Raw genomic sequence first — 22,206 nt, forward strand, 5'->3', positions numbered from 1 at the left:
CCTCCGTCGACGCTGCTGTGAGGCTGTGGTGTCCCAACCATCGAATCGTGCGGAGCTGTACCGCCAGGTTTTCGACCAGGCGATCAAGGAGCACACGGCTTTCCGGTTGCACGCCGAGCGCGGGCGGGAATTCCTGTTCGTGGCCCGTGAGCTGCTGACCATCCCCCAGGACGTCGACCGGGTCTCGCGGAAACTGACGCAGAACAACATCGTCAACGAACGCGGTCGCGATTTCGCCGGGATGAGCCGGTTGATCCTTCCGCGCAATTCCGACGACATCCCGCGGATCGTGCGGTTGTTGCGCGACCCCCTCCAATGGCCCGGTGAGCGGACGCCGTTCGTCCAGCCGCACCACGCGGTGGTCGGCCACGGCGGGAACATGCACGGGCACCCCGGGCAGCCGCCGCAGGTGGCCGGGCCGCTGCCGGCCCCGGACGGGGCGCGGCTGGGCCAGGGGAAGGGCGTCACCGTCGGCGTGCTCGACACGGGCGTCTCCAAGACCGCCGAGGCAGACCACCCCCTGTGGCTCAAGGGCGCGTTCCTCCCGAGGGCCGACGAGGTCGACGCCGCCTACGCGCACGACGACGTGTTCGCCGTGGAGGGCGGGCACGGCACGTTCGTGATGGGCGTGGTGCGGCAGGCCGCGCCGGGCGTGCGCCTCGACCCGGAGCGCGCGCTGGACCCGGCGGGCCTGGGCACCGAGGAGGACTTCTTCCGGGCGCTGACGTCGTTCGACGAGCGGGTGCAGGTCGTCAACATCTCGATGGGGTGCTTCACGCTGGACGACGTGGCCTCCGAGCCGGTGCGCAGGGCGGTCGCCCAGCTGCCCGCCGACGTCGTGGTGGTGGCGTCCGCCGGCAACCAGGGCACGAACCGGCCGAGCTGGCCCGCCGCGCTGAGCGGGGTCACGGCGGTCGCCGCCGTCGCCCAGGAGCGCGACGGCACGCGTTCACCCGCCTGCTACTCCAACCACGGCCACTGGGTGGACGCGTGCGCGGTCGGCAACCGGACCAGCACGTTCCTCAAGGGCCGGTGGCAGCTGCCGGGCCTGCCGGCGGAGGTCTACGACCGGTTCGCCTACTGGCTGGGCACCTCGTTCGCCGCGCCGCACGTGGCGGGCCGCATCGCCGAGACGATGACGACGTTCGGGTTGTCGGCGGTCGACGCCCGCGCGACGCTGCTCGGCGGGAAGCCCGAGTTCTTCCCCGGCTACGGGATCTTCGTGGACTAGTCGTATCTGCGGGGGGCATGGTTGCTCCGTAGTGTGTGGCAGCGAAGAATCCGATGTCCCGGACCCGGCTCGGGCCCGCGCCCGAGCACGCCGGGGCGCAGGCGTGGCACCCCCTGGACAGGAGGAGGGGACGTGACCCCTGCATCGCCGATCGGCGCGCTGGTGGGCGCCGCCGCGGACGGGGACCAGCGCGCCTGGCACGAGATCATCGACCGGTACACGCCGCTGGTGCTGTCGGTGATCTACAAGCACCGGCTGCGCCCGGCGGACACCGCGGACGTCAACCAGACCGTGTGGCTGCGGCTGGTCGAGCAGATCGGCAGGCTGCGGGAAGCCGACGCGCTGCCGGGGTGGATCGCCACGACCACCCGCAACGAGTGCCTGCGCGTCCTGCGCGCGCAGCAGCGCCTCCAGCCCTACGACCCCCTGTCCGAGGACGAGCCGGCCAGCCCGGTGGACGCGGTCGCGGACCTGGACGAGGAGATGGAGGCGTCGCAGCGGCTCCAGGCGCTGCGCGACGGCTTCCGGGCGCTGCCCGCGCAGTGCCGCGAGCTGCTGGCCAAGCTGATGGCGGACCCCCCGCCGAGCTACGCGGCGGTCAGCGAGGAGCTGGCGATGCCGGTGGGCAGCATCGGGCCCACCCGCATCAGGTGCCTGGACAAGCTGCGGAAGACCCCCGCGGTGTACCGGTTGTTCAGCCCGAGACCTGGTGGAGGAGGTGTGGTCGGTGTCGACGGTCGATCCGGGGTGGGAAAGCGATGACGCGCTGCTGCGCGACCTGAAGGCCGCGCTCGACGAGCGGGCGGGCGTGCCCGGGCACATCCGCGACGCGGCGCGGGCAGCGTGGACGTGGCGCACGGTCGACACCGAGCTGATCGCGCTGACCAGCTACGACTCGGTGCTGGACGGTGAGCTGGCGACCCGGGCGCGGGCGGCGCAGACGGCGCGTCAGCTCGTGTTCGACGCCGAGGGCGTGTCGGTGCAGGTCGAGGTCACCGAGGTGGGCGTCGCGGGCCAGGTGCTGCCCGCGCGGCCGGGCCGGGTGGTGCTGCTGACGGCGACCGGTCCGGTGGAGGAGGCGGAGCTGGACGAGGTGGGCATGTTCCTGCTCGGCCCGCCGCCGCGGGGGCCGGTGCGGCTGCGGTGCGAGGTGGGTGACGACGTCGTGGTCACCGAATGGGTGAACGTGTAGCGGTCACCGCGGGAGGGCTCGGCCGGAGGCGGGCCAGGAGGAGGTCGGGAACCCGAGGGCGTCGCCCCGCGGGTTCTTCGAGTCGCGCACGCCCACGCGCGTCCCGAACGCCACCGCGACAGCACCGCCGTGGTCGGGCACGCCCCGGGCGGGGCGGGCGACGGTGATGATCTCCCGGCTGGTCGCGGTCAGCGGCGCGCGGTCCCAGGAGCCGTGGCGCTCCACCACCTCGAACCCGGTCTCCGCGAGCAGCGCGTCGACCTGTTCGGCGGTGGTGAACCGCAGGGTCGCCCGCTCCACCACGTCCTCCGCCCAGTCCGGGCTGCTGTGCGTCTCGCTGAACCGCACCAGGCCGTCCCGCACGTCCTCCACCCGGTGCTCGACGCGGACCCGCTCGCCGTTCTCGCCGGTGATGTCGACCCCGTGCTCGGGCGTCCACCGCTCCCACGCCCGCGCGCCGGGGTTCCGGGTCTCGAAGGCGTACCGGCCGCCGGGCCGCAACGCGCGCCGGACGGCGGTGAACTGCGCGCGCACGTCGTCGTCGGTGAGGAACACCTGGAACACGTGCCCCGTCATCACGACGAGGTCGAACTCCGCCTCGTACCCGGCCGTGCCCAGGACGCCCTCGACCCACTCCACGCCCTCGTGGCGGCGGGCCACGGCCAGCGCGTGCGGGTCCGGGTCCAGGCCGACGAGGCGGCCGGTGTGCCCGGACGCGCGGGCGGCGTGCAGCAGCACGCCGGTGCCGCAGCCGACGTCCAGCACGGCGTCGGCGGAGCGCACCAGGTCGAGGTGGAAGTCGTCCGAGTCGCCCCAGGTGTTGATCGCGTCGTACAGGGCGGCCGTCTTCGCGCGGTCCTCCGTCATCCGGCCGAGTGTGGCCCGACGCGCGACGGGCCGCGAGCGGTTTTCCGCTCACGGCCCGTCGGGCGGACGTGGTCGAACCCGGTCGACCGGGTCAGGCGAACGTCGGCTGCCGCATGGCGTGCTGCACCAGCGTGATCAGCGTCTGCTTGGTCGACTGCCGGTTGCGCGCGTCGCACGGGACGATCGGCACCGCCTGGTCGATCGTCAGCGCCTCCCGGATGTCCTCGATGCGGTGGTGCAGCAGGCCGTCGAAGCAGTTCACGCCCACCACGTACGGCAGTTCGCGGTCCTCGAAGAAGTCGATCGAGGCGAACGCGTCGGACAGCCTGCGGGTGTCGACCAGCACGACCGCGCCGATCGCGCCCCGCACCAGGTCGTCCCACATGAACCAGAAGCGGTGCTGGCCGGGGGTGCCGAACAGGTACAGGATCAGGTCGCTGTCGAGCGAGACGCGGCCGAAGTCCATGGCCACCGTGGTGGTCATCTTGTTCGGCGTGCTCGTCAGGTCGTCCACGCCGACGCTGGCCTCGGTCATCACCGCCTCGGTGGTCAGCGGGACGATCTCCGACACCGAGCCGACGAAGGTCGTCTTGCCGACGCCGAACCCGCCCGCCACCACGATCTTGGTCGACGTGACGGACGTGCTCGGCACCGCGGGCGACCCGGGCCGTCCGGGAGCGCGACCGCTCATGTTGCTCTGCTTTCCCTAGTAGTAGGAGGACCGCCGGTGGGGCTCAGCTGCGCATCGCCACGTGGAGCCGCGACCGGATCTCCGGGGTCAGCTGGATGCCGACCCGCTCGACCAGTCGCGTCATGGCGTAGCCGATGAGGCCGATGTCGCAGTTCGGGGCGGCCAGCACGGCCAGGCAGGACCCGTCGCTGATGGACATGAGGAACAGGTAGCCCCGTTCCATCTCCACGACGGTCTGCTTGACGTCACCGGCCTCGAAGCACCGCGCGGCCCCGAGGTTCAGGCTGACCAGGCCCGACGAGACGGCCGCGAGCTGCTCGGCGCGGTCGACCGGGAGGCGCTCCGAGGACGCGAGCAACAGGCCGTCCGCCGAGACCACGATCGCGTGCGCCACGCCCGCGACCCGGCTGACGAAATCGTCGACCAGCCAACTGAAGTTGTTCAGTTCTTCGGCTGCGGAGGTCACTTCTGCTCCTTGTTGTCTGCGTTGCCGAACGACAAGCCCTCCCAGGGCATCCCGGCGTCGTCGCCGGACTCGCGGCCCAGCTGCACACCTCGCTGGTAGGTGGCGAAGCGCTGCCGCAACCGGTCCGCGGACCGGCGCGGGGGCGCGGTCGCGAGGCCGGCGGACGTGGAGCCGTTCGCCGACGGCTGGGCCGACGGCGACGACCCCCGGGGGGAGGGCGCGGTGAGCGATCCGGGCACCAGGCGCGCCTTGGGGACGCGCTTGGGCAGACCCGCGGTGGTGGTGTCGTCCACGGGAGCCTTGAGCGTGTTGGTGGCCGTGGACCACCCGTCGTCCGCCGCGCCCCACCCGGCCGCCGTCCCCGACGTGGGGATCGCCGACGGCGCGGGCTCGCGCTTGGGCAGACCCGCGGGCGTGGAGCCCTTGGGCTCCGGCGGGACGGGCTTGGGGAGCGGCGACGGCGCGGGAGCGGCGTGGGCCGGGGCGTGCTCCGCCTCGGCCGGGTCCACGCGCTGGGCGTAGACCGTGCGCTCCGACGCGGACCCGTCCGAGTCCCCGACCAGGTCGACCCGATCGGCGAACATGGTCCTCTCCGCGGCGGTCTCGGGCGGCACGCTCCGGCCGCCGTTGAGGTCGCCCTGCACGTGCACGGGCGCGTCGGCGGCCTCGCCGCCCTGGAACCAGCGGGACAGCACGTCCTCGTAGATGGGCAGGCGCTGGGTCGAGGCGTCGTCCTCCTCGATCGCCGGCGGGGGCGTGGGCTCGTAGTCGGCCGCGCCCGGCGGGTAGGAGTAGTCCGGCGCCTCGTCGGCGGGCGGCGGGACCGTCTCGGTCACCGTGGCGGTGAACAGGTCGGTCGACGGGCTCCGCTCGACCTCGAAGTAGCCGTTGGGCTCGGCGGTGTGCGTCTGCACCACCGGGAACGGCGCGGGCGTCGCGTCCGGCGGGGCGTACGCGCCGGGTGTGGCGTCCGGCGTCCACTTGGGGACGCCGGCGAGCACGCCGACACCGCTGGTCTCCACGTCCGGGTTGGCCTGGCGCTGCGGCAGGGCCAGCGGGGCGGGCTTCGCGGCGATCGGCTCGGGTCCCCGGTGCAGCAGGCCGACCGGGAGGACGACCTGGGCCGTGACCCCACCCTCTATGTCGTCGTTGTTGCTCAGCGTGACCCTGATCTCGTGGCGCTTGGCCAGCTGGCCGACCACGTACAGGCCCATCTCGCGGGCCACCGACACGTCGACCTCGGGCGGGTCGGCGAGCTTGGTGTTCGCCTCGGCGATGTCCTGCTCCTGCATGCCGACACCGCGGTCGTGGATGCGGATGGACACCTCGCCGCGCCGGGTCTCGATGGCCCGCACCGTGACCTTGGTGGTGGGCTTGGAGAACGCGGTCGCGTTGTCGAGCAGCTCGGCGATGAGGTGCGCGAGGTCGTTGACCACGCGGCCCTGCACGCGCATCTCGGGCGCGGGCGCGATCTGGATGCGGGCGTACTTCTCGACCTCGGACACCGCGGCGCCGAGCACCTCGGAGATCGGCACGGGCCGGGTGACGCGGCGGTTGACCGTGGTGCCGGAGAGCACCAGCAGGTTCTCGCTGTTGCGGCGCATCTGGGTCGCCAGGTGGTCCAGCTCGAACAGGCTGGCCAGCTGGTCGGGGTCCTGCTCGTCCTGCTCCAGCCGGTCGATGACCGTGATCTGCCGCTCCACCAGTGCCTGCGAGCGCCGCGACAGGTTGATGAACATGTCGTTGACGTTCGCGCGGAGCGCCACCTGCTCGACGGCGAGGCGGACGGCCTCGCGCTGCACGGCGTCGAACGCGCGGGCCACCTGGCCGACCTCTTCGGTCGTGTTGATGGGCACCGGCACCAACGCCTCCTCCGCGGCGCGTTCCGGGTCGCGGTGCGTCCGGATGCGCTTGATCGCGTCGGGCAGGCGGTTGCGGGCCACGTCGAGCGCGGTGCGCCGCAGGACGCGCAGCGGCGTCAGCATCGAGCGGGCGACGAACGCCATGAGGGCGAACGCGATGATCAGGGCGACGGCGACCAGGGCCGCGTCGCGCCAGGCGTTGCCGCGGGCGGTCTCGGTCAGCTCGACCGCCGCCCGGTCGGCCTGGCCCTCGATGTCGCGGGTGACCGTCCGCAGCAGCGCCGCGGTCTCCTCGCCGACCCGCATGACCTCGGAGTCGTTGATCCCGACCTCGCCGGACTCGCCCTGCTGCACCTGGGCGAGCTGAACGAGCCGGTTGCGGCCGTCCACCGCCGGGCCGGACACGGTGTCCGACAGCAGCTGGCGGTTCTCCTGGCTCGCGACGTTCGCGAAGTCCGACAGCGCGGCGTCCAAACGGGACTGCGCGGCGCGCAGCGCGTTCAGCTGGCCGGGCGCGAACTCGCCGCGCTGCGCGACCGACAGCAGGATGGAGTTCTGCTGCGACAGCTGCTCCTTCGCGCTGTACAGCGCGAAGTTGGCGCCCGCGAGCGGCGTCAGCGTCCCGTTGCTCAGGCTGCTCGACGTCGCCCGGTGCACCTGCGCGAGCGTGGCCAGCACCTGGTTGTACGCGGTGTGGACCGAGACGTCGGGGTACCTGCTGTTGGACACCGTGTTGCGCAGGGCGAGCAGGCCGTCGAGGGACTGCACCGCCTTCTGGAACGCGTCGCGCACCGATTCGTCGATGCCGCTCGTCGCCGCGGCGACGTCGCGGAAGCGACCGACCTCGCTGTCGACCTTGCCGGACCGCGTGACGTACTCCCCGGCGCCTTCGCCGCGACCGCCCGCCACGAACCACACCGCGGCGTCGCGCTCCAGCTGGAGCGCGTCGGAGACCGCGGCGGCCTGGGCGGACAGCTGGAGTTCCCGCTGGACCTTGCCGAACAGCTCGACGTCGTCGAGCTGCGTGTTCAGCCGCAGCCCCGCGAGGGTCAGCGTGCTCAGCGCGGGCACCAGGAGCACCACGGCCAGCTTGCTGCGCAGGCGCCAGTTCCTCAAACGCCACCGGGACACGCCCCGGTCGGCGGGAACCGCGCCTGTGCTGGGACCCGAGTCGGGCGGACCGCTCTCGGCGGTCCCCGTGTCGAGTTGAATCCGCTCCGGATCTCTCCCGGAGGCGTGGTCGTCGTGACCGCGCACCGTCAGCACACTCCCCAGCCCCCCAGCCAGTGATGAAACGAGACTTCCCTGCAAACCCGGGCGATCTTGGTGGAAAAAAGCCCGGAGTCATACCGCCGTTCGGACGAGGACCCGTGTAGTTGGTAAATCAACCATTGTCGCGCGGACCACAGCTGGACGCGCTAAACGATCGCTAACCCGGTTCACGGGTATTTCACGCCTCGGACCCGAACGGGAAACGCCCGAGGGGGGAGCCCGACGGGCGGGCTCCCCCTCCGGGGGTCAGCCCTCGGAGCTGACCAGCATCGGCTTCACGTCGAAGTCGTTCTCGAGCAGCCCGTAGGTTCGCATCAGGTTCGAGACCCGCTGCAACCGGGTGGCGTCGAGCGTCGTCGGGTACTCGCCGAAGTGGACCAGACCAGCGGTTTCCTTGTCCACCTTGGCGTACTCGACGAGCAGCGGCTCGACCGTGGGGCGGTCGGCGGCGTCGCGCTGCCCCTTGGCCATGGCGCGCTGGAACGCCTTCACCGTGTTGGGGTTCTGGTTGGCGAACTTGCCGGTCGTGCCGTAGCCCGCGATCGGGATGCCGTCCGTCGGACCGGACGCCGCGTCGAGCACGGTGATCTGGCCGCTGACCCGCTGGGCCTTGCTGATGAAGGGCTCCACCATGAAGGCGGCGTCGACGGTGCCGTTCTGCACCGCGGCCTCCATGTCGGGGAACGGGAACTCCTTGAACGTCACCTTGGACACGTCCACGTTGTTGGCTTCCAACGTGGCCTTCGCGGTCAGCTCGGCGATGTTCTTGAAGGTGTTGATCGCGATCGTCTTGCCCTCGAGGTCCTTGGGGGACTTCACGGCCGAGTCCGACTTGGACAGGATCAGGAACATCTCGGGCTTGGCCTGGTAGCCGTCGCTGACCAGCTTCAGGCCGTCGACGCCCTTCGCGGCGCCCTTGGACTCGGCGAGGAAGAACGAGACCCAGTTGCCGAACGTGATGTCGAGCGAACCGTCGATCAGGCCCGGGATGGCCGCGGCGCCACCCTGGATGGTCTTGACCTCGACCTCAAGACCCTCCTCCTTGAAGTAACCCTTCTTGATCGCGACGTGGACCGACGCGACGTCGAGGACGGGGATCAGGCCAAGGGTGATCTTGGCCTTCTCGACCTTGCCCGGAGCTGCGGCCTCGGTGGGCTTGTCCTCGCTGCCGCTGCCGCCGAGCGCGCCACAGGCGGACACGCTGGCGAACAGGGCGACGGCGGACAGCACGCCGAAGATCCTTCGAGCCGAGAGGCCGACTCTTCGAGTCATGGGGGGCATCTCCTGTTGGAGTGACGACTTTGCGGGGGCAGGATGCACGATCGACGGGGGCGTTGTTGAACCACTCAAAGTGATCCGAGCGGCTCGACAACACCCGGTCGACCGACACTCGAAGGCTGATCCACTACCTTCGGTGAGCATCTTTGCACAGGCTGTCCAGAGGTTGGGGTATGCGGTGAGTGATCTTGACACCGAATGGGCCGTACAGAGCAACCGGCGTGCGGTGGGCATCGTCGGCGCGGGCCCGGCGGGATTGACCTTGGGTAACCTCCTGCACGAAGCAGGAATTCCCTGCGTTGTGCTGGAAAAAGGCACCCGGGAGTACATCGAGTCGAGGCCCCGCGCGGGGGTCCTGGAGCACCGCGCGGTGCAGATGTTGACCGAGCACGGGCTCGCCGACCGATTGCTCCAAGAGGCGGATCGGCACGGGGCGTGCGAATTCCGCGTGAACGGGCATGCGCACGAGGTGGACTACTCCACGCTGTACGACGGCCAGACGCACTACATCTACCCGCAGCAGGAGGTCGTCCGGGACCTCGTCCGGCACTACGCGGACGAGCGCGGCGGCGAGGTCCGGTGGTCGGTCGGGAATGTCGAACTGCACGACGTCACCGGGCCGGAACCGGCTCTGAGCTGGACGAACGCGGACGGCACGGAGGAGCGGCTGGAGTGCTCGTTCATCGCCGGCGCGGACGGGTTCCACGGCGTGAGCCGGCGGAGCATCCCGGCCGGGGCGCTCCAGGAGTTCACCCACCAGCACGGGATCGAGTGGCTGAGCATCCTGGCCGAGGCCCCGCCATCCACCCACAAGGTGATTTACGCGCTTCACCCGGACGGATTCGCGGGTCATATGCTCCGCAGTTCTACGGTTTCGCGTTACTACCTGCAGGTCCCGGTGGACGACAGCGTGGACAACTGGCCGGACGAGCGGGTGTGGGCGGAGCTGCACAAGCGGTTGGCGCTCAAGGACTCCGACTGGAAGCTGGTCGAGGGACCCATCATCGAGAAGCGCATCCTCGACATGCGCAGCCACGTGGTCGAACCGATGAACCACGGGAACCTGTACCTGCTGGGGGACGCCGCGCACATCATCACCCCGGTGGGCGCCAAGGGCATGAACCTCGCGCTGCACGACGCGGAGGTGCTCGCGGACGCCATCGCCGCCTACCACCGAACGGGCGATGACACCGGCCTCCGGACGTACTCCGAGGTGTGCTTGCGCAGGGTCTGGCGTGCGCAGGAGTTCTCCCAGTGGATGGTCTTCATGATCCACCGTTCGCCGGAGCCGTTCCTGAGCCGTTTGGGGCAGGCCCGGTTGGAGCACCTGATCGGTTCCCGGTCGTCCGCGGGATATTTCGCGCAAAACTACGTGGGACCTTGAGGAGGACGACCGTCGATTAACGGCACCGCCGCCGCGTGACGCGGCCCGGGCCGTCCAGGATGCCGCCGTCCGTTCCCCCGGAAAGCGGGCGCATTTCGCCCGCCCGACGAGCGGGATGACGGCGGGAGCACCACCGGTTCGATTCCGGAGTGCGTCGGGAACACCACCTCGCAGCCGGACCGGACACCCCGGCGCCATTGCCCGCCGGACCCCTCCGTCGCCGTTTTCGACATTGCGCGGCGACGACCGCTCCGCGCCTTCCCGGCGCGGGCGTGTACCCCCGGTGGTCATGGACGAAACAGTGGGTGGAGCCCCACTCACAAACCACGCTGCGTGATCCCCGGGTCGATCGACCGCCTCGCGGAAAGATGTCGAATCGTTGCGAACGACCGTCGTCGAAATACGTCTGCCGCACCGGTCGGAAATGATCGCCGAACCGCGTGGAAAGCCGGGCACGACAACGGGCGACCCCCGGCGCGGCCCCTGAGAGGCCCGGTGCGCCGCGGATCGCCCGCCGCTGGTGTTCCCTACCCTATGTGAAGGTGTTTCACGTCGTAGCGCGTTCCTCGGCCTCGGCGCGCGAGGTCTCGGCGCGCTCCGCCTCGGCCCACCGCGCGGCCTGCTCGTCGTCGGCCGTGCGGCGCGAGCGGATCACCCGCGAGGTCTTACCGACGTTGAGCAGGCGCGCCACCTCGGCCCGCAGCGCGACGAACTCGTCGGACTCGCGGGTCGTGATCTGGTCCCGCTGCGCGGGCAGGTCCACCGTGAGGTCGGCCACCACCGACGCGGGCGAGGTCGACAGCACCAGGATGCGGTCGCCCAGGTAGACGCTCTCGTCGATGTCGTGCGTCACCACCAGGACCGTGGTGTCGTGCTCGGTGCGGACCTTGAGCAGCAGGTCCTCCAGCTCGAACCGGGTCTGCGCGTCCACCGAGGCGAACGGCTCGTCCATCAGCAGCAGGGCCGGGCGGTAGGCGAGCGCGCGGGCGATGGCCACGCGCTGCTGCATGCCGCCGGAGAGCTGCCACGGGTACTTGCGCTGCGCGCCGGCCAGGCCGACCCACTCCAGCGCCTCGGCCGCGCGGGCCTTCCGCTCGGACCGGCCGAGGCTGCGGCGCAGGGGGAACTCGACGTTCTTCTGCACCGTCAGCCACGGGAACAGCGAGCGGCTGTAGTCCTGGAACACCACGGCGAGGTCGTCGGGCACGCCCTTGACCTGGTTGCCGTGCAGGCTGATGTCGCCCTTGGTGGGGCGGATCAGGCCCGAGATGGTGCGCAGCAGCGTGGACTTGCCGCAGCCGGACGGGCCGACGACGCAGACCAGCTCGCCTGCGCCGACGGTGAACGTGAGGCCGGCGATCGCGGTGTGCGCGCCGTCCTTGGCCTGGTAGGTGTGGCCGAGGTCGGCCACTTCGAGCATCGCGGTCATACTTTTTCCTCCACCGTCGCGGGGGTGCGCTCCTGCTTCGGTTGCCACGCAAGGGCTTTGCGCTCGAACGCGAGGAGCACGGTGTTGAGGGCGTAGCCGAGGACACCCAGGAGGATGATCCCGGCCCACATGTCGGGGAAGTCGAACTCCCGCTGTGCGACGAGGAGTTGCGACCCGATCCCGTTGTCGGTGCCGACGAGTTCGGACACGACCATGAGCACCAAGGACAGCGACAGGGAAACCCGCAGCCCGGCGAAGATCTTCGGCGCCGCGGAGGGCAGGACGACGCCGAGGACCCACTGGGGCTTGGGGATGCGGAACACCGCCGAGGTTTCGTACTTCGTCGCGTCGACGGAGCGGGCGCCGTCGACGCTGTTGAGCAGGATCGGCCACAGCACGCCGAAGACGATCGTGACGAGCTGCATCTGGGTGCCGACGTTGAACAGCAGCAGGAACACCGGCACCAGGGCGGGCGGGGGGATGGAGCGCATGAAGGTCAGCAGGGGACCCGCGTACTGCATGCCCTTGGGCGAACGCCCCAGGGCGACGCCGAGCGAGATGCCGATGACGGCGGCCATCGCCCAGCCGGCGAGCAGCCGGCCGACGCTCGGGAACACGTGCTCGAACACCGTGTCGGTGAGGAACAGCGTGTTCAGCGGCCCGGTGAACCACAGCTCCCGCGCCGCTTCCGCGATCACCGTCGGCCGCGGGAAGAACGGGTCGTCCGCGTACCAGGTGACGAGCTCCCAGACCACGACGAGGCCCACGAACACGCCCCAGCGCTGCACGAACCGGTTCACGACCGACCACCTCCCGGGGTGACCGCGCTCCAGGCGACCCAGCGGCGCTGCGCGCGCTCCAGCCCCTCGTTGAGGAGGTAGCCGAGGATGCCCGCGACCACGGTCCCGGCGAGGACCAGGTCCATCCGACCGGCGCCGCTGCGCGCTTCCATGATGAACTGCCCGAGCCCGCCCGAGCCGCCCGCGAGCAGCTCCACGCTCACCAGCACCACCAGGCTGGTGGTGGCGGCGAGGCGGATGCCCGTGAAGACGAACGGGAGGGCGCTGGGCAGCGCCACGGAGAACAGCACCCGGACCCGGCCGGAGCCGAACACCCGGGCCGTCTCCACGAGCAGGGGGTCCAGCTCGTCCAACGCGTAGATCGTGTTGAACAGGATGGGCCAGATCGCCGCGTACACCGCGAGGCTGATCTTGGTCTCCGGCCCGATGCCCAGCAGCACGATCGCCAGCGGGATCAGGGCCACCGACGGGATCGGCCGCAGGAACTCCACCACCGCGCGGGTGGCGTGGCGGACCGACGGCGCGGAGCCCAGCACCAGACCGAGCGGGACGGCGATCCCGATCGACAACGCCACGGCGATGAGGAGTGCGAGGACCGTCGCGAGGACGTCCCGCAGGAAAGCCTCGTCGCCCAACAACTTCACGAGTTCCACCGCTACTACGGACGGCGGCGGAAAGTACTCCGAGGGAACCAGTCGGGACCGGCCGAACAGCTCCCATACGAGGAGGAACCCGGCCACACCGAGCAGTCCTCGGGTGAGCGCACGCACGCGCAACGCCTCTTCCCAGTTGATCAACCCCAGCCAACCCGGCTCAATCTAGAGAGTGAATCGGTTCGCCACAATGAGTGGCGGGAAAACTTCATGATGTGATCTTGCGATTCGCATCGGCGCCGCCGCGCGACGAGCGGCGCGCGCGGTCCTCGACGTGCTCCCGCCACCGCGTCCGGGTGATCCGCAGGGGGGCGCCGGGGGGACGAGCCGCACCCCGGACACCGGTCCCCCGCCGTCCTGCTCCGACCGGCCGGGCGCCACGTCCCGCGCCCGGGCCGACAGTCCTCTTGGGACACCGGCGGCCGGTGTCCCGCCACGACGGGCGGTCGGCCCCCTACAGGCCGACGGCCTTGTACAGCGACCCGACTTCCTGCCGGTTCAGCACCCGCATGGACCCGGGCCGCTGGTTCCCCAACCGGACCTCGCCCACGGCCGTGCGCACCAGGTGCTCCACGGGGTGACCGACGTGCTCCAGCAACCGGCGCACGATGTGCTTGCGCCCCTCGTGCAGGACCACTTCCACCAGCGCCTTGCCGGGCATGGCCGAGACCAGCTTGAACGAGTCGACCTTGATCGGCCCGTCCTCCAGTTCGATCCCGGCGCGCAGGGTGCGCCCGAGGTCCCTCGGGATCGGCCCGGGCACCTCGGCCAGGTAGGTCTTCGACACGCCGTAGGACGGGTGCATGAGCCGGTGCGCCAGGTCGCCGTCGTTGGTCAGCAGCAGCAGACCCTCGGTGTCCGCGTCCAGCCGGCCGACGTGGAACAGGCGTTCCTTGCGGTTGGCCAGGTAGTCGCCGACGCACGGCCGGTGCGCGTCGTCGTGCATGGTCGACAGCACGCCGCGCGGCTTGTTCAGCACGAGCGTGATCACGTCTTCCTTGAGCACGACGCGCACGCCGTCCACGTGCACGACCGCCGTCTCCGGGTCGATCCGGCGGCCCTGCTCGCGCACGACCTCGCCGTCGACCTGGACGCGGCCGAGGTCGATCAGCTCCTCGGCGACCCGCCGCGAGGCGATACCCGCCTTGGCGAGCACCTTCTGGAGCCGGATCCCGTCGGGGTGAGCCGGGGAGCCGGGGGCTTGGTCAGACATCGTCGATCGCATCCACTTCGGGCAGCAGGGGAGCGATCGGCGGCAGGTCGCCCAGTGACGACAGGCCCAACCGCTCCAGGAACAGTTCGGTCGTGCGGTAAAGGATGCCACCCGTGTCGGAGTCCGTGCCCGTCTCGGCGATCAGGCCGCGCGCGACGAGCGTGCGGATGACGCCGTCGACGTTCACCCCGCGCACCGCCGCGATCCGGGCCCTGGTCACGGGCTGTCGGTAGGCGATGACCGCCAGGGTCTCCAGCGCGGCCCGCGTGAGCTTGGCGCGCTGCCCGTCGAGCAGCAGCTTCTCCACGAATGGCGCGAAGCGGTCCCGTGTGTAGAACCGCCAGCCGTCACCGATTCTACGCAGGTCGATGCCGCTGCCCCGTTCGGTGTAGCGGGCGGCCATCGCGCGCAGCGCCGCCGTGACCCGCTTCACGGGCTGCTCGAACACGCCGGCGAGCTGCTCCTCCGAGATCGGGCTGTCCACGACGAGCAGCACGGACTCCAGCGCGCCCTCGAACTCGACGTCGTCCGCCAGGTCCGGCAGCCCGCCGACCTCGGTGTCCTCGGGCACGTCGGGCTCCGGTGACGGCGGCGTCCCGGCCTGGTCGGTCCCGCTCACCCGTACTCCTCCTCGTCGTCGCCGCCGGCCGCCCGGACCTGCTCGTCGCTCCCCACCCACGTGATGCGCAGCTCACCCAGCGGGTCGGGCTGCTCGAACGCCAGCGCCCTCTCCCGGTACAGCTCCAGCAGCGCCAGGAACCGGGCCACGACCTCCATGGTCCCGGTGCACCCGGCGATCAGCTCGGCGAACGTCGTCGTGCCCAGCTCGGCGAGCCGCTCGCGCAGCAGGTCGGCGTGCTCGCGGACCGACACCCGGTGCTGGTGCACGTGCGCCGTGGACACCGTGGGCGGCGGCTTGGGGCGGAACGCCACGGCGGCGATCTCGGAGAACCGCCGCGCGTCGACGCCCAGCATCACCTCGGGCAGCAACCCCTCGTACCGCTGCTCCAGCGCCACCGACCTGGGGTAGCGCCGGTAGGCGCCCTGCTCCAGCTCCGCGAACAGGGCCGCCACCTGCTTGTACGCCCGGTACTGGAGCAGCCGGGCGAACAGCAGGTCGCGGGCCTCCAGCAGGGCCAGGTCGTCCTCGTCCTCCACGTCGCCGGCGGGCAGCAGGCGGGCGGCCTTGAGGTCGAGCAGGGTGGCCGCGATGACCAGGAACTCGGTGGTCTCGTCCAGGTCCCACTGGTCGCCCAGGGCCCTGATGTGGGCGATGAAGTCGTCGGTGACCTGGTGCAGGGCCACCTCGGTCACGTCCAGCGTGTGCTGCGAGATCAGCTGGAGCAGCAGGTCGAAGGGGCCCTCGAAGTTGGTCAGCTTGACCTTGAAGCGGCCGTCGTCAGGGGGCGTGACCTGCTCGGCGGGAGGCGCGTCCCCGCTCACCGCTCGCGCAACCTGCGCACGAGCAGCGAGTCCTCGCCGTGCCCTTCGAGGTCGTCCAGGACGATCGCGATGGCCTCGCGCACCACCCGGCCCCGGTCGACCGCCAACCCGTGCTCGCCGCGCAGCTCCAACCGGGCGTGCTCCAGCGCCAGCAGCTCCTCGTCGGACACGTACACCGTGATCTTCGTGGAGTGCTTCTCGCGCCCGGTCCCGCGCCGCCGGCCGCCGCCGGCCTCCTGGGAGGGCAGGTCGGGCGTGGACCCGGTGAGGCGGAACAGCTCGGACGCGCCCGGCAGCGATGGGCGTCGGGTCACCGGGCGATCACCTCGCGCGCCAGCGCGCGGTACGCCTTCGCCCCCGCCGAGCGCGGCGCCCAGCGGGTGATGGGCTCACCGGCGACGGTCGTCTCCGGGAACCGGACGGTGCGGTTGATCACCGTGTCGAACACGACGTCGCCGAACGCCTCGACCACGCGCGCCATCACCTCGCGGGAGTGCAGCGTGCGCGGGTCGTACATGGTGGCGAGGATGCCGGTGATCTCCAGCTTCGGGTTCAACCGCTCCCTGACCTTCTCGATGGTGTCTATCAGCAGCGCGACCCCGCGCAGGCTGAAGAACTCGCACTCCAGCGGGATGAGGACGCCGTCGGCCGCCGCGAGCGCGTTGACCGTGAGCAGGCCCAGCGACGGCTGGCAGTCGACCAGCACGTAGTCGTAGTGCTCTATCACCGGCCGCAGCGTGCGCACGAGCGTGTGCTCCCGGCCCACCTCGGACACCAGCTGGATCTCCGCGGCGGACAGGTCGATGTTGCTGGGCAGCAGGTCCATGCCCTCGACCGGGGTGCGCATGATCACGTCGCCCACGCCGACGTCGCGTTCCATTATCACGTTGTAGATCGTCTGGTCGAGCTGGTGCGGGTGCACCCCCAGGCCCACCGACAGCGCGCCCTGGGGGTCGAAGTCGACCAGCAGCACGCGGCGGCCGTACTCGGCGAGCGACGCGCCCAGGTTGATGGTGGACGTGGTCTTGCCGACCCCGCCCTTCTGGTTGCACACGGCGAGGATGCGCGCCGGGCCGTGCCGGGCGACCAGCGGCGGGTCGGGGACGAAGCGCAGCGGGCGGCCCGTCGGGCCCATGTCGCCCGCCACCTGCTCGGTGGCCTCCTCGTCGGGCGGCGCGGCGTGCGGGGCGAGGCTCAACTCGACCGAGGCCCGCGGCACACCGGACGGTGGCGGTGGTGGCGGGGCTGGTGCCCCCCACGGTCCGCCCGCGTGCTCCGGTGTCGACATCTCGCCTTCTCGATCCCTAGTCCTCTGCCTGGGCGAAGCCTAGGCGCGTGGGGGCCCACCAGCAACGCGCCCCGCCGAAGGGCGAGCCGCCTTCTCCGGTGGCCCTCCGCGCGATCCGCGCGGCGACGCGACCGCCGCGCGACCCGCGCGCGGTCCTCAGCGCAGCGCGCCGGTCCGATCGGCCGCGCGCAGCACCACGTCGAGGAGTCCGGGGAACAGCTGGTCCAGGTCGTCGCGGCGCAGCGACACCCACCGCTGGTTGCCGCACGCCCTGGTGCGGGTGATGCCCGCCTCCCGCAGCACCCGGAGGTGCTGGGACAGGGTGGACTTGGCGACGTCCACCATCAGGGCGCCGCAGAGGCGCTCACCGTCGGCTTCGATCTGCCGCACCACGGCCAGCCGGGTGGGGTCGCTCAGCGCGTGCAGCACCGCGCCCAGCTCGATGTCGGCGGGCTCGGGCTCGTCCAAATTCGGCACCTGGTCGGCACCTCCGGCTCGTCGGGACCTCTTCCTGGCATGCGCGGCGTGCGCCCACGGTACCCGCGACGCGCTCACGTTCCGGCCGTGCCACCACCGGCCGGGCCGCCACCGGGGACGCCGGTGGCGCGAGGATGGGCTGTCGCGTACACCTCGCGCAACGTCGTGACCGTGACCAGCGTGTACACCTGCGTGGTCGTGACGGACGCGTGCCCCAGCAGCTCCTGCACGACGCGCACGTCGGCGCCGCCCTCCAGCAGGTGGGTGGCGAACGAGTGCCGCAGGGTGTGCGGCGACACCTCGGCGGTGATGCCCGCCCGCTCGGCGGCCCTCTTGAGCACGGCCCACGCCGTCTGCCGGGACAACCGCCCGCCGCGGGCGTTGAGGAACACCGCCGGGCCGGCGCGCTTGGCCAGCACCGGCCGCGCCCGCACCAGGTACGCCTCCAGGGCGGCCAGCGCGGGCCGGCCCACCGGCACGATCCGCTGCTTGCCGCCCTTGCCGTCCAGCAGCACGGTGCGCTCGTCGGCGTCCACGTCGTCCACGTCCAGGCCGACGACCTCGGAGATCCGCGCGCCGGTCGAGTACAGCAGCTCCAGCAGCGCCCGGTCGCGCAGGTCGGCGGGCCGGTCGCCGGGGGTGTCGAGCAGGCGGAGCACGTCGTCCACGGGCAGCGCCTTCGGCAACCGCTCGGGCGGTCGCGGCGGGCGCACCGCGCGGGCCGGGTCGTGCGCGGTGATGCCCTCCGCGTGGGCGAACCGGTGCAGGCCGCGCACGGCGACCAGGGTGCGCGCGGCGGAGGACGCCGCCAACCCGGACTCGCGCAGCGAGGCCAGGAACTCCCCCACGGCGGCCTCGGTGACGTCGTCGAGGTCCGTCACGCCGCGCTCGGCCAGGTGCGCGGTGTAGCGGCGCAGGTCGCGGCGGTAGGAGTCGAGCGTGTTGCGGGCCGTGCCGCGTTCGACGGCCAGGTGGTCCAGGAAGGCGGTGACGGCCGCTCCCGCTCGTCCCGAGTTCTCCGGCTCCACGTCCGGCAGTCTGGCGTGCCCGGCCGGCGGGGGCCAACCGGGGCGGCCGGCGCGTTCCGGTCGGGCCGGCGGCCACGGGCTGTTAGCGTTGACGCGTGTCGGAACCACACTCGGTGCGCATCGGCGACCAGCAGCGCGAGGAAGCGATCAGCGCGCTGAACGACCACTTCGCGGCCGGTCGCCTGGAGATCGGCGAGTACGAGCAGCGCGTCGGGTACGCGTCGGGCGCGCAGACGGCGCAGGAACTGGCGGCGCTGTTCCACGACCTGCCGCAGCCGCACCCGGTGTTCCTGCCCCCGTCCTACCCGCCGTCGTACTCCCCGCCGCCGACGGCCGGCTACCAGCAGCCGGGCTACCAGACCCCCGGCTACGGCACGTCGTACGCGCAGGGCCACCCCACCGCGGGGTACCCGGCGGCCGGCTACCCGGGCTACCCGGGCTACGGCCCCGACGCCCCGTACGGCGTGGACCCGCTGACCGGGCAGCCGCTGTCGGACAAGTCGCGCATCGCGGCGGGCGTGCTGCAACTGGCGCTGCCGTTCGGCATCGGGCGGTTCTACATGGGTGACACCGGGATCGGCGTGGCGCAGTTGCTGACGTGCGGCGGGTGCGGCATCTGGTCGCTGGTCGACGGGATCATCCTGCTGGTCAACGGCGGCACGGACGCCCAGGGGCGCAAGCTGCGCGACTAGGTCGCGACCAGGTTGCGCACCAGCGCCCACGCGACGGCGACGACCAGGACGGGCACGCCCACCCCGCGCGACAGCGGCGGCGTGGGCCGCCCGGCGCGGTGGGCCCGCAACCAGCGCACCCACAGCCACGCCAGCAGCGGCAGCCCGGCGACGAGCATGACCGCGTTGAAGTGCCAGGCGGCGGCGAGGTCCCCGTGCAGCAGGGCGTGGACCATGCGCGTCGAGCCGCAGGCCGGGCACTGGACACCGGTGATCGCGTACAGGGGGCAGGGCGGCAGCAGCGCGCCGGGCTGGTTCGGGTCGACGACCAGCAGCACCCCGCACCCGGCCACCGCCGCCGCGACCACCGCCCACGGTCCGCGCACCCACCGCGCTCGCACGCCCACGCCGACATTGTCCACCCGGGTCGCCACCGGCCCCCGCGGGCCGGGCGGCGGGGACGCGCCCGGCCGCGAGGGCCGGGCGCGTCCCGCGCTACCGCTCGGAGCGCCGGGCGAACCGCGTGGGCCGGTCGTGGAACGGCGCGTCCGCCGGACGCCCGCCCGCACCGCCCGCCACCACCGCGTGCGCGGCGAGCAGCCCGGCCACCGCGGGCCCGTTCACGATCTCCCCGGCCAACGCCATGGCCACCGCCTCGTCGAGGGGGAAGGTCCGCGCTTCGAGATCGGCCTCCTCCTCCCCCTGGACGTCGCGGTCCACCACCGACAGCCCGCGCGCCAGGAACACGCGCACCACCTCGTCGGTGAAGCCCGGCGACACGGCGACGTCCACCAGGGTCACCCACCCGGTCGCCGCCAGCCCGACCTCCTCGGCCAGCTCGCGCGCGGCGGCCTCCCGGGGCGACTCGCCGCCCGCGTCGAGCAGACCGGCGGGCAGCTCCCACAGCCGCCGCCCGAGGGGGTGGCGGTACTGGTGGACGAGCGTGACCCCGCCGTCGTCGTCCAGCGCCACGACCGCCACCGCGCCGAGGTGCTCGACGACCTCGCGCTTGGCCGTGCCGCCGCCGGGCATGGCGACCTCGTCCACCCGCAGGGCCACCACGCGACCCACGTGCACGTCGCGCGACGACACCGTGGAGAACTCGTGCCGGGTCACTGGACGGCTCCCGCGGCGACTTGCAGGGAACCGCCGGCCAGCGGCAGGCGGTCGGCGAGCCGGTAGTCCAGGGCGGCCTTCACGAACGCCGCGAACAGCGGGTGCGGGCGGGTCGGCCGGGACTTCAGCTCGGGGTGCGCCTGCGTCGCCACGAAGAACGGGTGCACGTCGGCGGGCAGCTCGACGAACTCCACCAGCCGTCCGTCGGGCGAGGTGCCGGAGAACACCAGGCCCGCCTCGGCCAGCCGGTCGCGGTAGGCGTTGTTGACCTCGTAGCGGTGGCGGTGCCGCTCGGACACCTCGTTCGCGCCGTACGCGAGCGCCACCTGCGAGCCGGGCACGAGCTTCGCCGGGTAGGCGCCCAGGCGCATCGTGCCGCCCATGTCGCGCTCGCCGGCGACGACGTCCTCCTGGTCGGCCATGGTGCTGATGACCGGCGACCCGGTGTCCTCGAACTCGGACGAGTTCGCGTCCTCGATGCCCGCGAGGTTGCGCGCCGACTCGATGACCAGGCACTGGAGGCCCAGGCACAGGCCGAGCAGCGGGATGCCGCGCGTGCGGGCGTGGGTGATGGCGCCGATCTTGCCCTCGATGCCCCGCACCCCGAACCCGCCGGGGATGAGGATCGCGTCGAGCCCGGCCAGCGCGTGCGACGCGCCCGACGCCGTCCGGCACTCGTCGGACGGCACCCACGCGATCTCGACCTTGGTGCGGTGGGCGAACCCGCCCGCGCGCAGGGCCTCGGTCACCGACAGGTAGGCGTCGGGCAGGTCGACGTACTTGCCCACCAGGCCGATGCGGACCTTCTCGGACGGGTTGTGCACGCGGTCGAGCAGGTCGCCCCACACCGTCCAGTCGACGTCGCGGAACGGCAGGTCGAGGCGGCGCACCACGTAGGCGTCGAGCCCCTCGCCGTGCAGCACCTTGGGGATGTCGTAGATCGACGGCGCGTCGACCGCGGCGACCACGGCGTCGGTGTCGACGTCGCACATGAGCCCGATCTTGCGCTTGAGCGCGTCCGGGATCTCGCGGTCGGCCCGGCACACGATGGCGTCGGGCTGGATGCCGATGTTGCGCAGCGCCGCCACCGAGTGCTGCGTCGGCTTGGTCTTGAGCTCGCCGGACGGCGCGAGGTAGGGCACGAGCGAGACGTGCAGGAAGAACACGTTGTCGCGGCCCACGTCGTGGCGCACCTGCCGGCACGCCTCCAGGAACGGCAGCGACTCGATGTCGCCGACCGTGCCGCCGACCTCGGTGATCACCACGTCGGGCGCGACGCCGTCCGGGCCGGGCTCGGCCATGGCGCGGATGCGCCGCTTGATCTCGTCGGTGATGTGCGGGATGACCTGGACGGTGTCGCCCAGGTACTCGCCGCGCCGCTCCTTGGCGATGACCTCGGAGTAGACCTGGCCGGTGGTCACGTTCGCGTCACCGGACAGGTCGCGCGCCAGGAACCGCTCGTAGTGGCCGATGTCCAGGTCGGTCTCGGCGCCGTCGTCGGTGACGAACACCTCGCCGTGCTGGAAGGGGTTCATCGTGCCGGGGTCGACGTTGAGGTACGGGTCCAGCTTCTGCATGGTGACCCGCAGACCGCGGGAGGTGAGCAGCTGACCGAGGCTCGACGCGGTGAGTCCCTTGCCGAGGGAGGACGCGACGCCCCCGGTGACGAAAACGTGCTTGGTCGTACGTGCCTGCTGCACCAAGGAGGCTCCCGTGGTCAAGAATTCCGCAGGGCTGACAGCCCTGTCCACGGGCCCTAACGCTAACACGCCGCCCGTTACCCAGCGCGCTGGTGGCCCGGTTGTGGGTCACTCGTCCGGCCCAGCGCCCGGCGTCGGGCCGGAC

Annotated in this window: 23 protein-coding genes; 5 read left to right on the plus strand and 18 right to left on the minus strand. The window is 71.9% G+C overall.

All coding sequences use genetic code 11. The features are described from left to right. Positions 1-25 precede the first annotated feature (25 nt). The 3 genes from CKY47_RS28515 (at position 26) to CKY47_RS28525 (ending at position 2,423) form a co-directional block, all read left to right on the plus strand. Positions 26-1,231: a S8 family peptidase gene (locus CKY47_RS28515; RefSeq protein ID WP_306749395.1), complete on the plus strand. Its 1,206-nt coding sequence runs from the start codon at positions 26-28 to the stop codon at positions 1,229-1,231. Between the two features lie 132 nt (positions 1,232-1,363). Further along, on the plus strand, positions 1,364-1,993 hold the full coding sequence (locus CKY47_RS28520; RefSeq protein ID WP_306749396.1) for an RNA polymerase sigma factor: 630 nt from the start codon (positions 1,364-1,366) through the stop codon (positions 1,991-1,993). Then, positions 1,959-2,423, plus strand: a complete 465-nt coding sequence (locus tag CKY47_RS28525) for a hypothetical protein (protein ID WP_306749397.1) — start codon at positions 1,959-1,961, stop codon at positions 2,421-2,423. The genes CKY47_RS28520 and CKY47_RS28525 overlap by 35 nt, the downstream gene beginning before the upstream one ends. Positions 2,424-2,426: 3 nt before the next feature. Here CKY47_RS28525 and CKY47_RS28530 read toward each other — a convergent pair whose 3' ends face one another. The 5 genes from CKY47_RS28530 to CKY47_RS28550 form a co-directional block, all read right to left on the minus strand. Next, positions 2,427-3,290, minus strand: coding sequence for a methyltransferase domain-containing protein (locus CKY47_RS28530; protein ID WP_306749398.1), 864 nt, complete (start codon positions 3,288-3,290; stop codon positions 2,427-2,429). Between the two features lie 91 nt (positions 3,291-3,381). Further along, on the minus strand, positions 3,382-3,981 hold the full coding sequence (locus CKY47_RS28535; RefSeq protein ID WP_306749399.1) for a GTP-binding protein: 600 nt from the start codon (positions 3,979-3,981) through the stop codon (positions 3,382-3,384). A gap of 43 nt (positions 3,982-4,024) precedes the next feature. Next, entirely contained in the window at positions 4,025-4,447 is a 423-nt protein-coding gene (locus tag CKY47_RS28540) for a roadblock/LC7 domain-containing protein (protein ID WP_306749400.1), read from the minus strand. Further along, a complete protein-coding gene (locus CKY47_RS28545) occupies positions 4,444-7,425 on the minus strand; it encodes a sensor histidine kinase (RefSeq protein ID WP_306749401.1) in 2,982 nt (993 codons plus the stop codon). Before CKY47_RS28545 ends, CKY47_RS28540 begins: the two co-directional genes overlap by 4 nt. Before the next feature lie 402 nt (positions 7,426-7,827). Continuing rightward, complete coding sequence (locus CKY47_RS28550; RefSeq protein ID WP_306749402.1) at positions 7,828-8,853, minus strand: ABC transporter substrate-binding protein; 1,026 nt, start codon at positions 8,851-8,853, stop codon at positions 7,828-7,830. Positions 8,854-9,037: 184 nt separating this feature from the next. Here CKY47_RS28550 and CKY47_RS28555 point away from each other — a divergent pair, with 184 nt between their 5' ends. Continuing rightward, a complete protein-coding gene (locus CKY47_RS28555) occupies positions 9,038-10,243 on the plus strand; it encodes a 4-hydroxybenzoate 3-monooxygenase (protein WP_306749403.1) in 1,206 nt (401 codons plus the stop codon). A 547-nt stretch (positions 10,244-10,790) separates the two neighbouring features. On the opposite strand, the gene CKY47_RS28560 is transcribed toward CKY47_RS28555, so the two are convergent. The 10 genes from CKY47_RS28560 to xerD form a co-directional block, all read right to left on the minus strand. Further along, complete coding sequence (locus tag CKY47_RS28560) at positions 10,791-11,672, minus strand: ABC transporter ATP-binding protein (protein ID WP_306749404.1); 882 nt, start codon at positions 11,670-11,672, stop codon at positions 10,791-10,793. Next, positions 11,669-12,472 carry an ABC transporter permease gene (locus tag CKY47_RS28565; protein WP_306749405.1) on the minus strand — a complete coding sequence of 268 codons (804 nt, stop codon included), beginning with the start codon at positions 12,470-12,472 and terminating at the stop codon, positions 11,669-11,671. The genes CKY47_RS28560 and CKY47_RS28565 overlap by 4 nt, the downstream gene beginning before the upstream one ends. Next, positions 12,469-13,242, minus strand: a complete 774-nt coding sequence (locus CKY47_RS28570; protein WP_306749437.1) for an ABC transporter permease — start codon at positions 13,240-13,242, stop codon at positions 12,469-12,471. The genes CKY47_RS28565 and CKY47_RS28570 overlap by 4 nt, the downstream gene beginning before the upstream one ends. A 337-nt stretch (positions 13,243-13,579) precedes the next feature. Further along, on the minus strand, positions 13,580-14,338 hold the full coding sequence (locus CKY47_RS28575; protein WP_306749406.1) for a pseudouridine synthase: 759 nt from the start codon (positions 14,336-14,338) through the stop codon (positions 13,580-13,582). Next, complete coding sequence (scpB, locus tag CKY47_RS28580) at positions 14,331-14,957, minus strand: SMC-Scp complex subunit ScpB (RefSeq protein ID WP_371320745.1); 627 nt, start codon at positions 14,955-14,957, stop codon at positions 14,331-14,333. The genes CKY47_RS28575 and scpB overlap by 8 nt, the downstream gene beginning before the upstream one ends. Then, positions 14,954-15,781, minus strand: a complete 828-nt coding sequence (locus CKY47_RS28585) for a segregation and condensation protein A (protein WP_306749407.1) — start codon at positions 15,779-15,781, stop codon at positions 14,954-14,956. Before CKY47_RS28585 ends, scpB begins: the two co-directional genes overlap by 4 nt. Further along, positions 15,778-16,095, minus strand: coding sequence for a hypothetical protein (locus CKY47_RS28590; RefSeq protein ID WP_306749408.1), 318 nt, complete (start codon positions 16,093-16,095; stop codon positions 15,778-15,780). The genes CKY47_RS28585 and CKY47_RS28590 overlap by 4 nt, the downstream gene beginning before the upstream one ends. Next, positions 16,092-16,916, minus strand: a complete 825-nt coding sequence (locus CKY47_RS28595; protein ID WP_306749439.1) for a ParA family protein — start codon at positions 16,914-16,916, stop codon at positions 16,092-16,094. Before CKY47_RS28595 ends, CKY47_RS28590 begins: the two co-directional genes overlap by 4 nt. 309 nt (positions 16,917-17,225) lie before the next feature. Beyond that, the gene (locus CKY47_RS28600) at positions 17,226-17,546 is read right to left on the minus strand and encodes an ArsR/SmtB family transcription factor (RefSeq protein ID WP_306749409.1); all 321 of its coding nucleotides are present in this window, start codon (positions 17,544-17,546) and stop codon (positions 17,226-17,228) included. Positions 17,547-17,620: 74 nt separating this feature from the next. Next, positions 17,621-18,574 (minus strand): site-specific tyrosine recombinase XerD, encoded by a 954-nt coding sequence (gene xerD, locus CKY47_RS28605; RefSeq protein ID WP_306749410.1) that lies wholly within the window; start codon positions 18,572-18,574, stop codon positions 17,621-17,623. A 95-nt stretch (positions 18,575-18,669) separates the two neighbouring features. On the opposite strand from xerD, the gene CKY47_RS28610 reads away from it, so the two are divergent. After that, positions 18,670-19,266 carry a DUF1707 domain-containing protein gene (locus tag CKY47_RS28610; RefSeq protein ID WP_306749411.1) on the plus strand — a complete coding sequence of 199 codons (597 nt, stop codon included), beginning with the start codon at positions 18,670-18,672 and terminating at the stop codon, positions 19,264-19,266. Here CKY47_RS28610 and CKY47_RS28615 read toward each other — a convergent pair. The 3 genes from CKY47_RS28615 to CKY47_RS28625 form a co-directional block, all read right to left on the minus strand. Continuing rightward, on the minus strand, positions 19,263-19,652 hold the full coding sequence (locus CKY47_RS28615) for a DUF2752 domain-containing protein (protein WP_306749412.1): 390 nt from the start codon (positions 19,650-19,652) through the stop codon (positions 19,263-19,265). The genes CKY47_RS28610 and CKY47_RS28615 overlap by 4 nt on opposite strands. Before the next feature lie 88 nt (positions 19,653-19,740). Further along, entirely contained in the window at positions 19,741-20,361 is a 621-nt protein-coding gene (locus CKY47_RS28620) for an NUDIX domain-containing protein (protein WP_306749413.1), read from the minus strand. Continuing rightward, on the minus strand, positions 20,358-22,061 hold the full coding sequence (locus CKY47_RS28625; RefSeq protein ID WP_371320746.1) for a CTP synthase: 1,704 nt from the start codon (positions 22,059-22,061) through the stop codon (positions 20,358-20,360). The genes CKY47_RS28620 and CKY47_RS28625 overlap by 4 nt, the downstream gene beginning before the upstream one ends. Between the last annotated feature and the right edge of the window lie 145 nt (positions 22,062-22,206).

Origin of the sequence: Saccharothrix longispora, assembly GCF_030852425.1 — a bacterium.
Classification (GTDB): Bacteria; Actinomycetota; Actinomycetes; order Mycobacteriales; family Pseudonocardiaceae; genus Actinosynnema; species Actinosynnema longispora.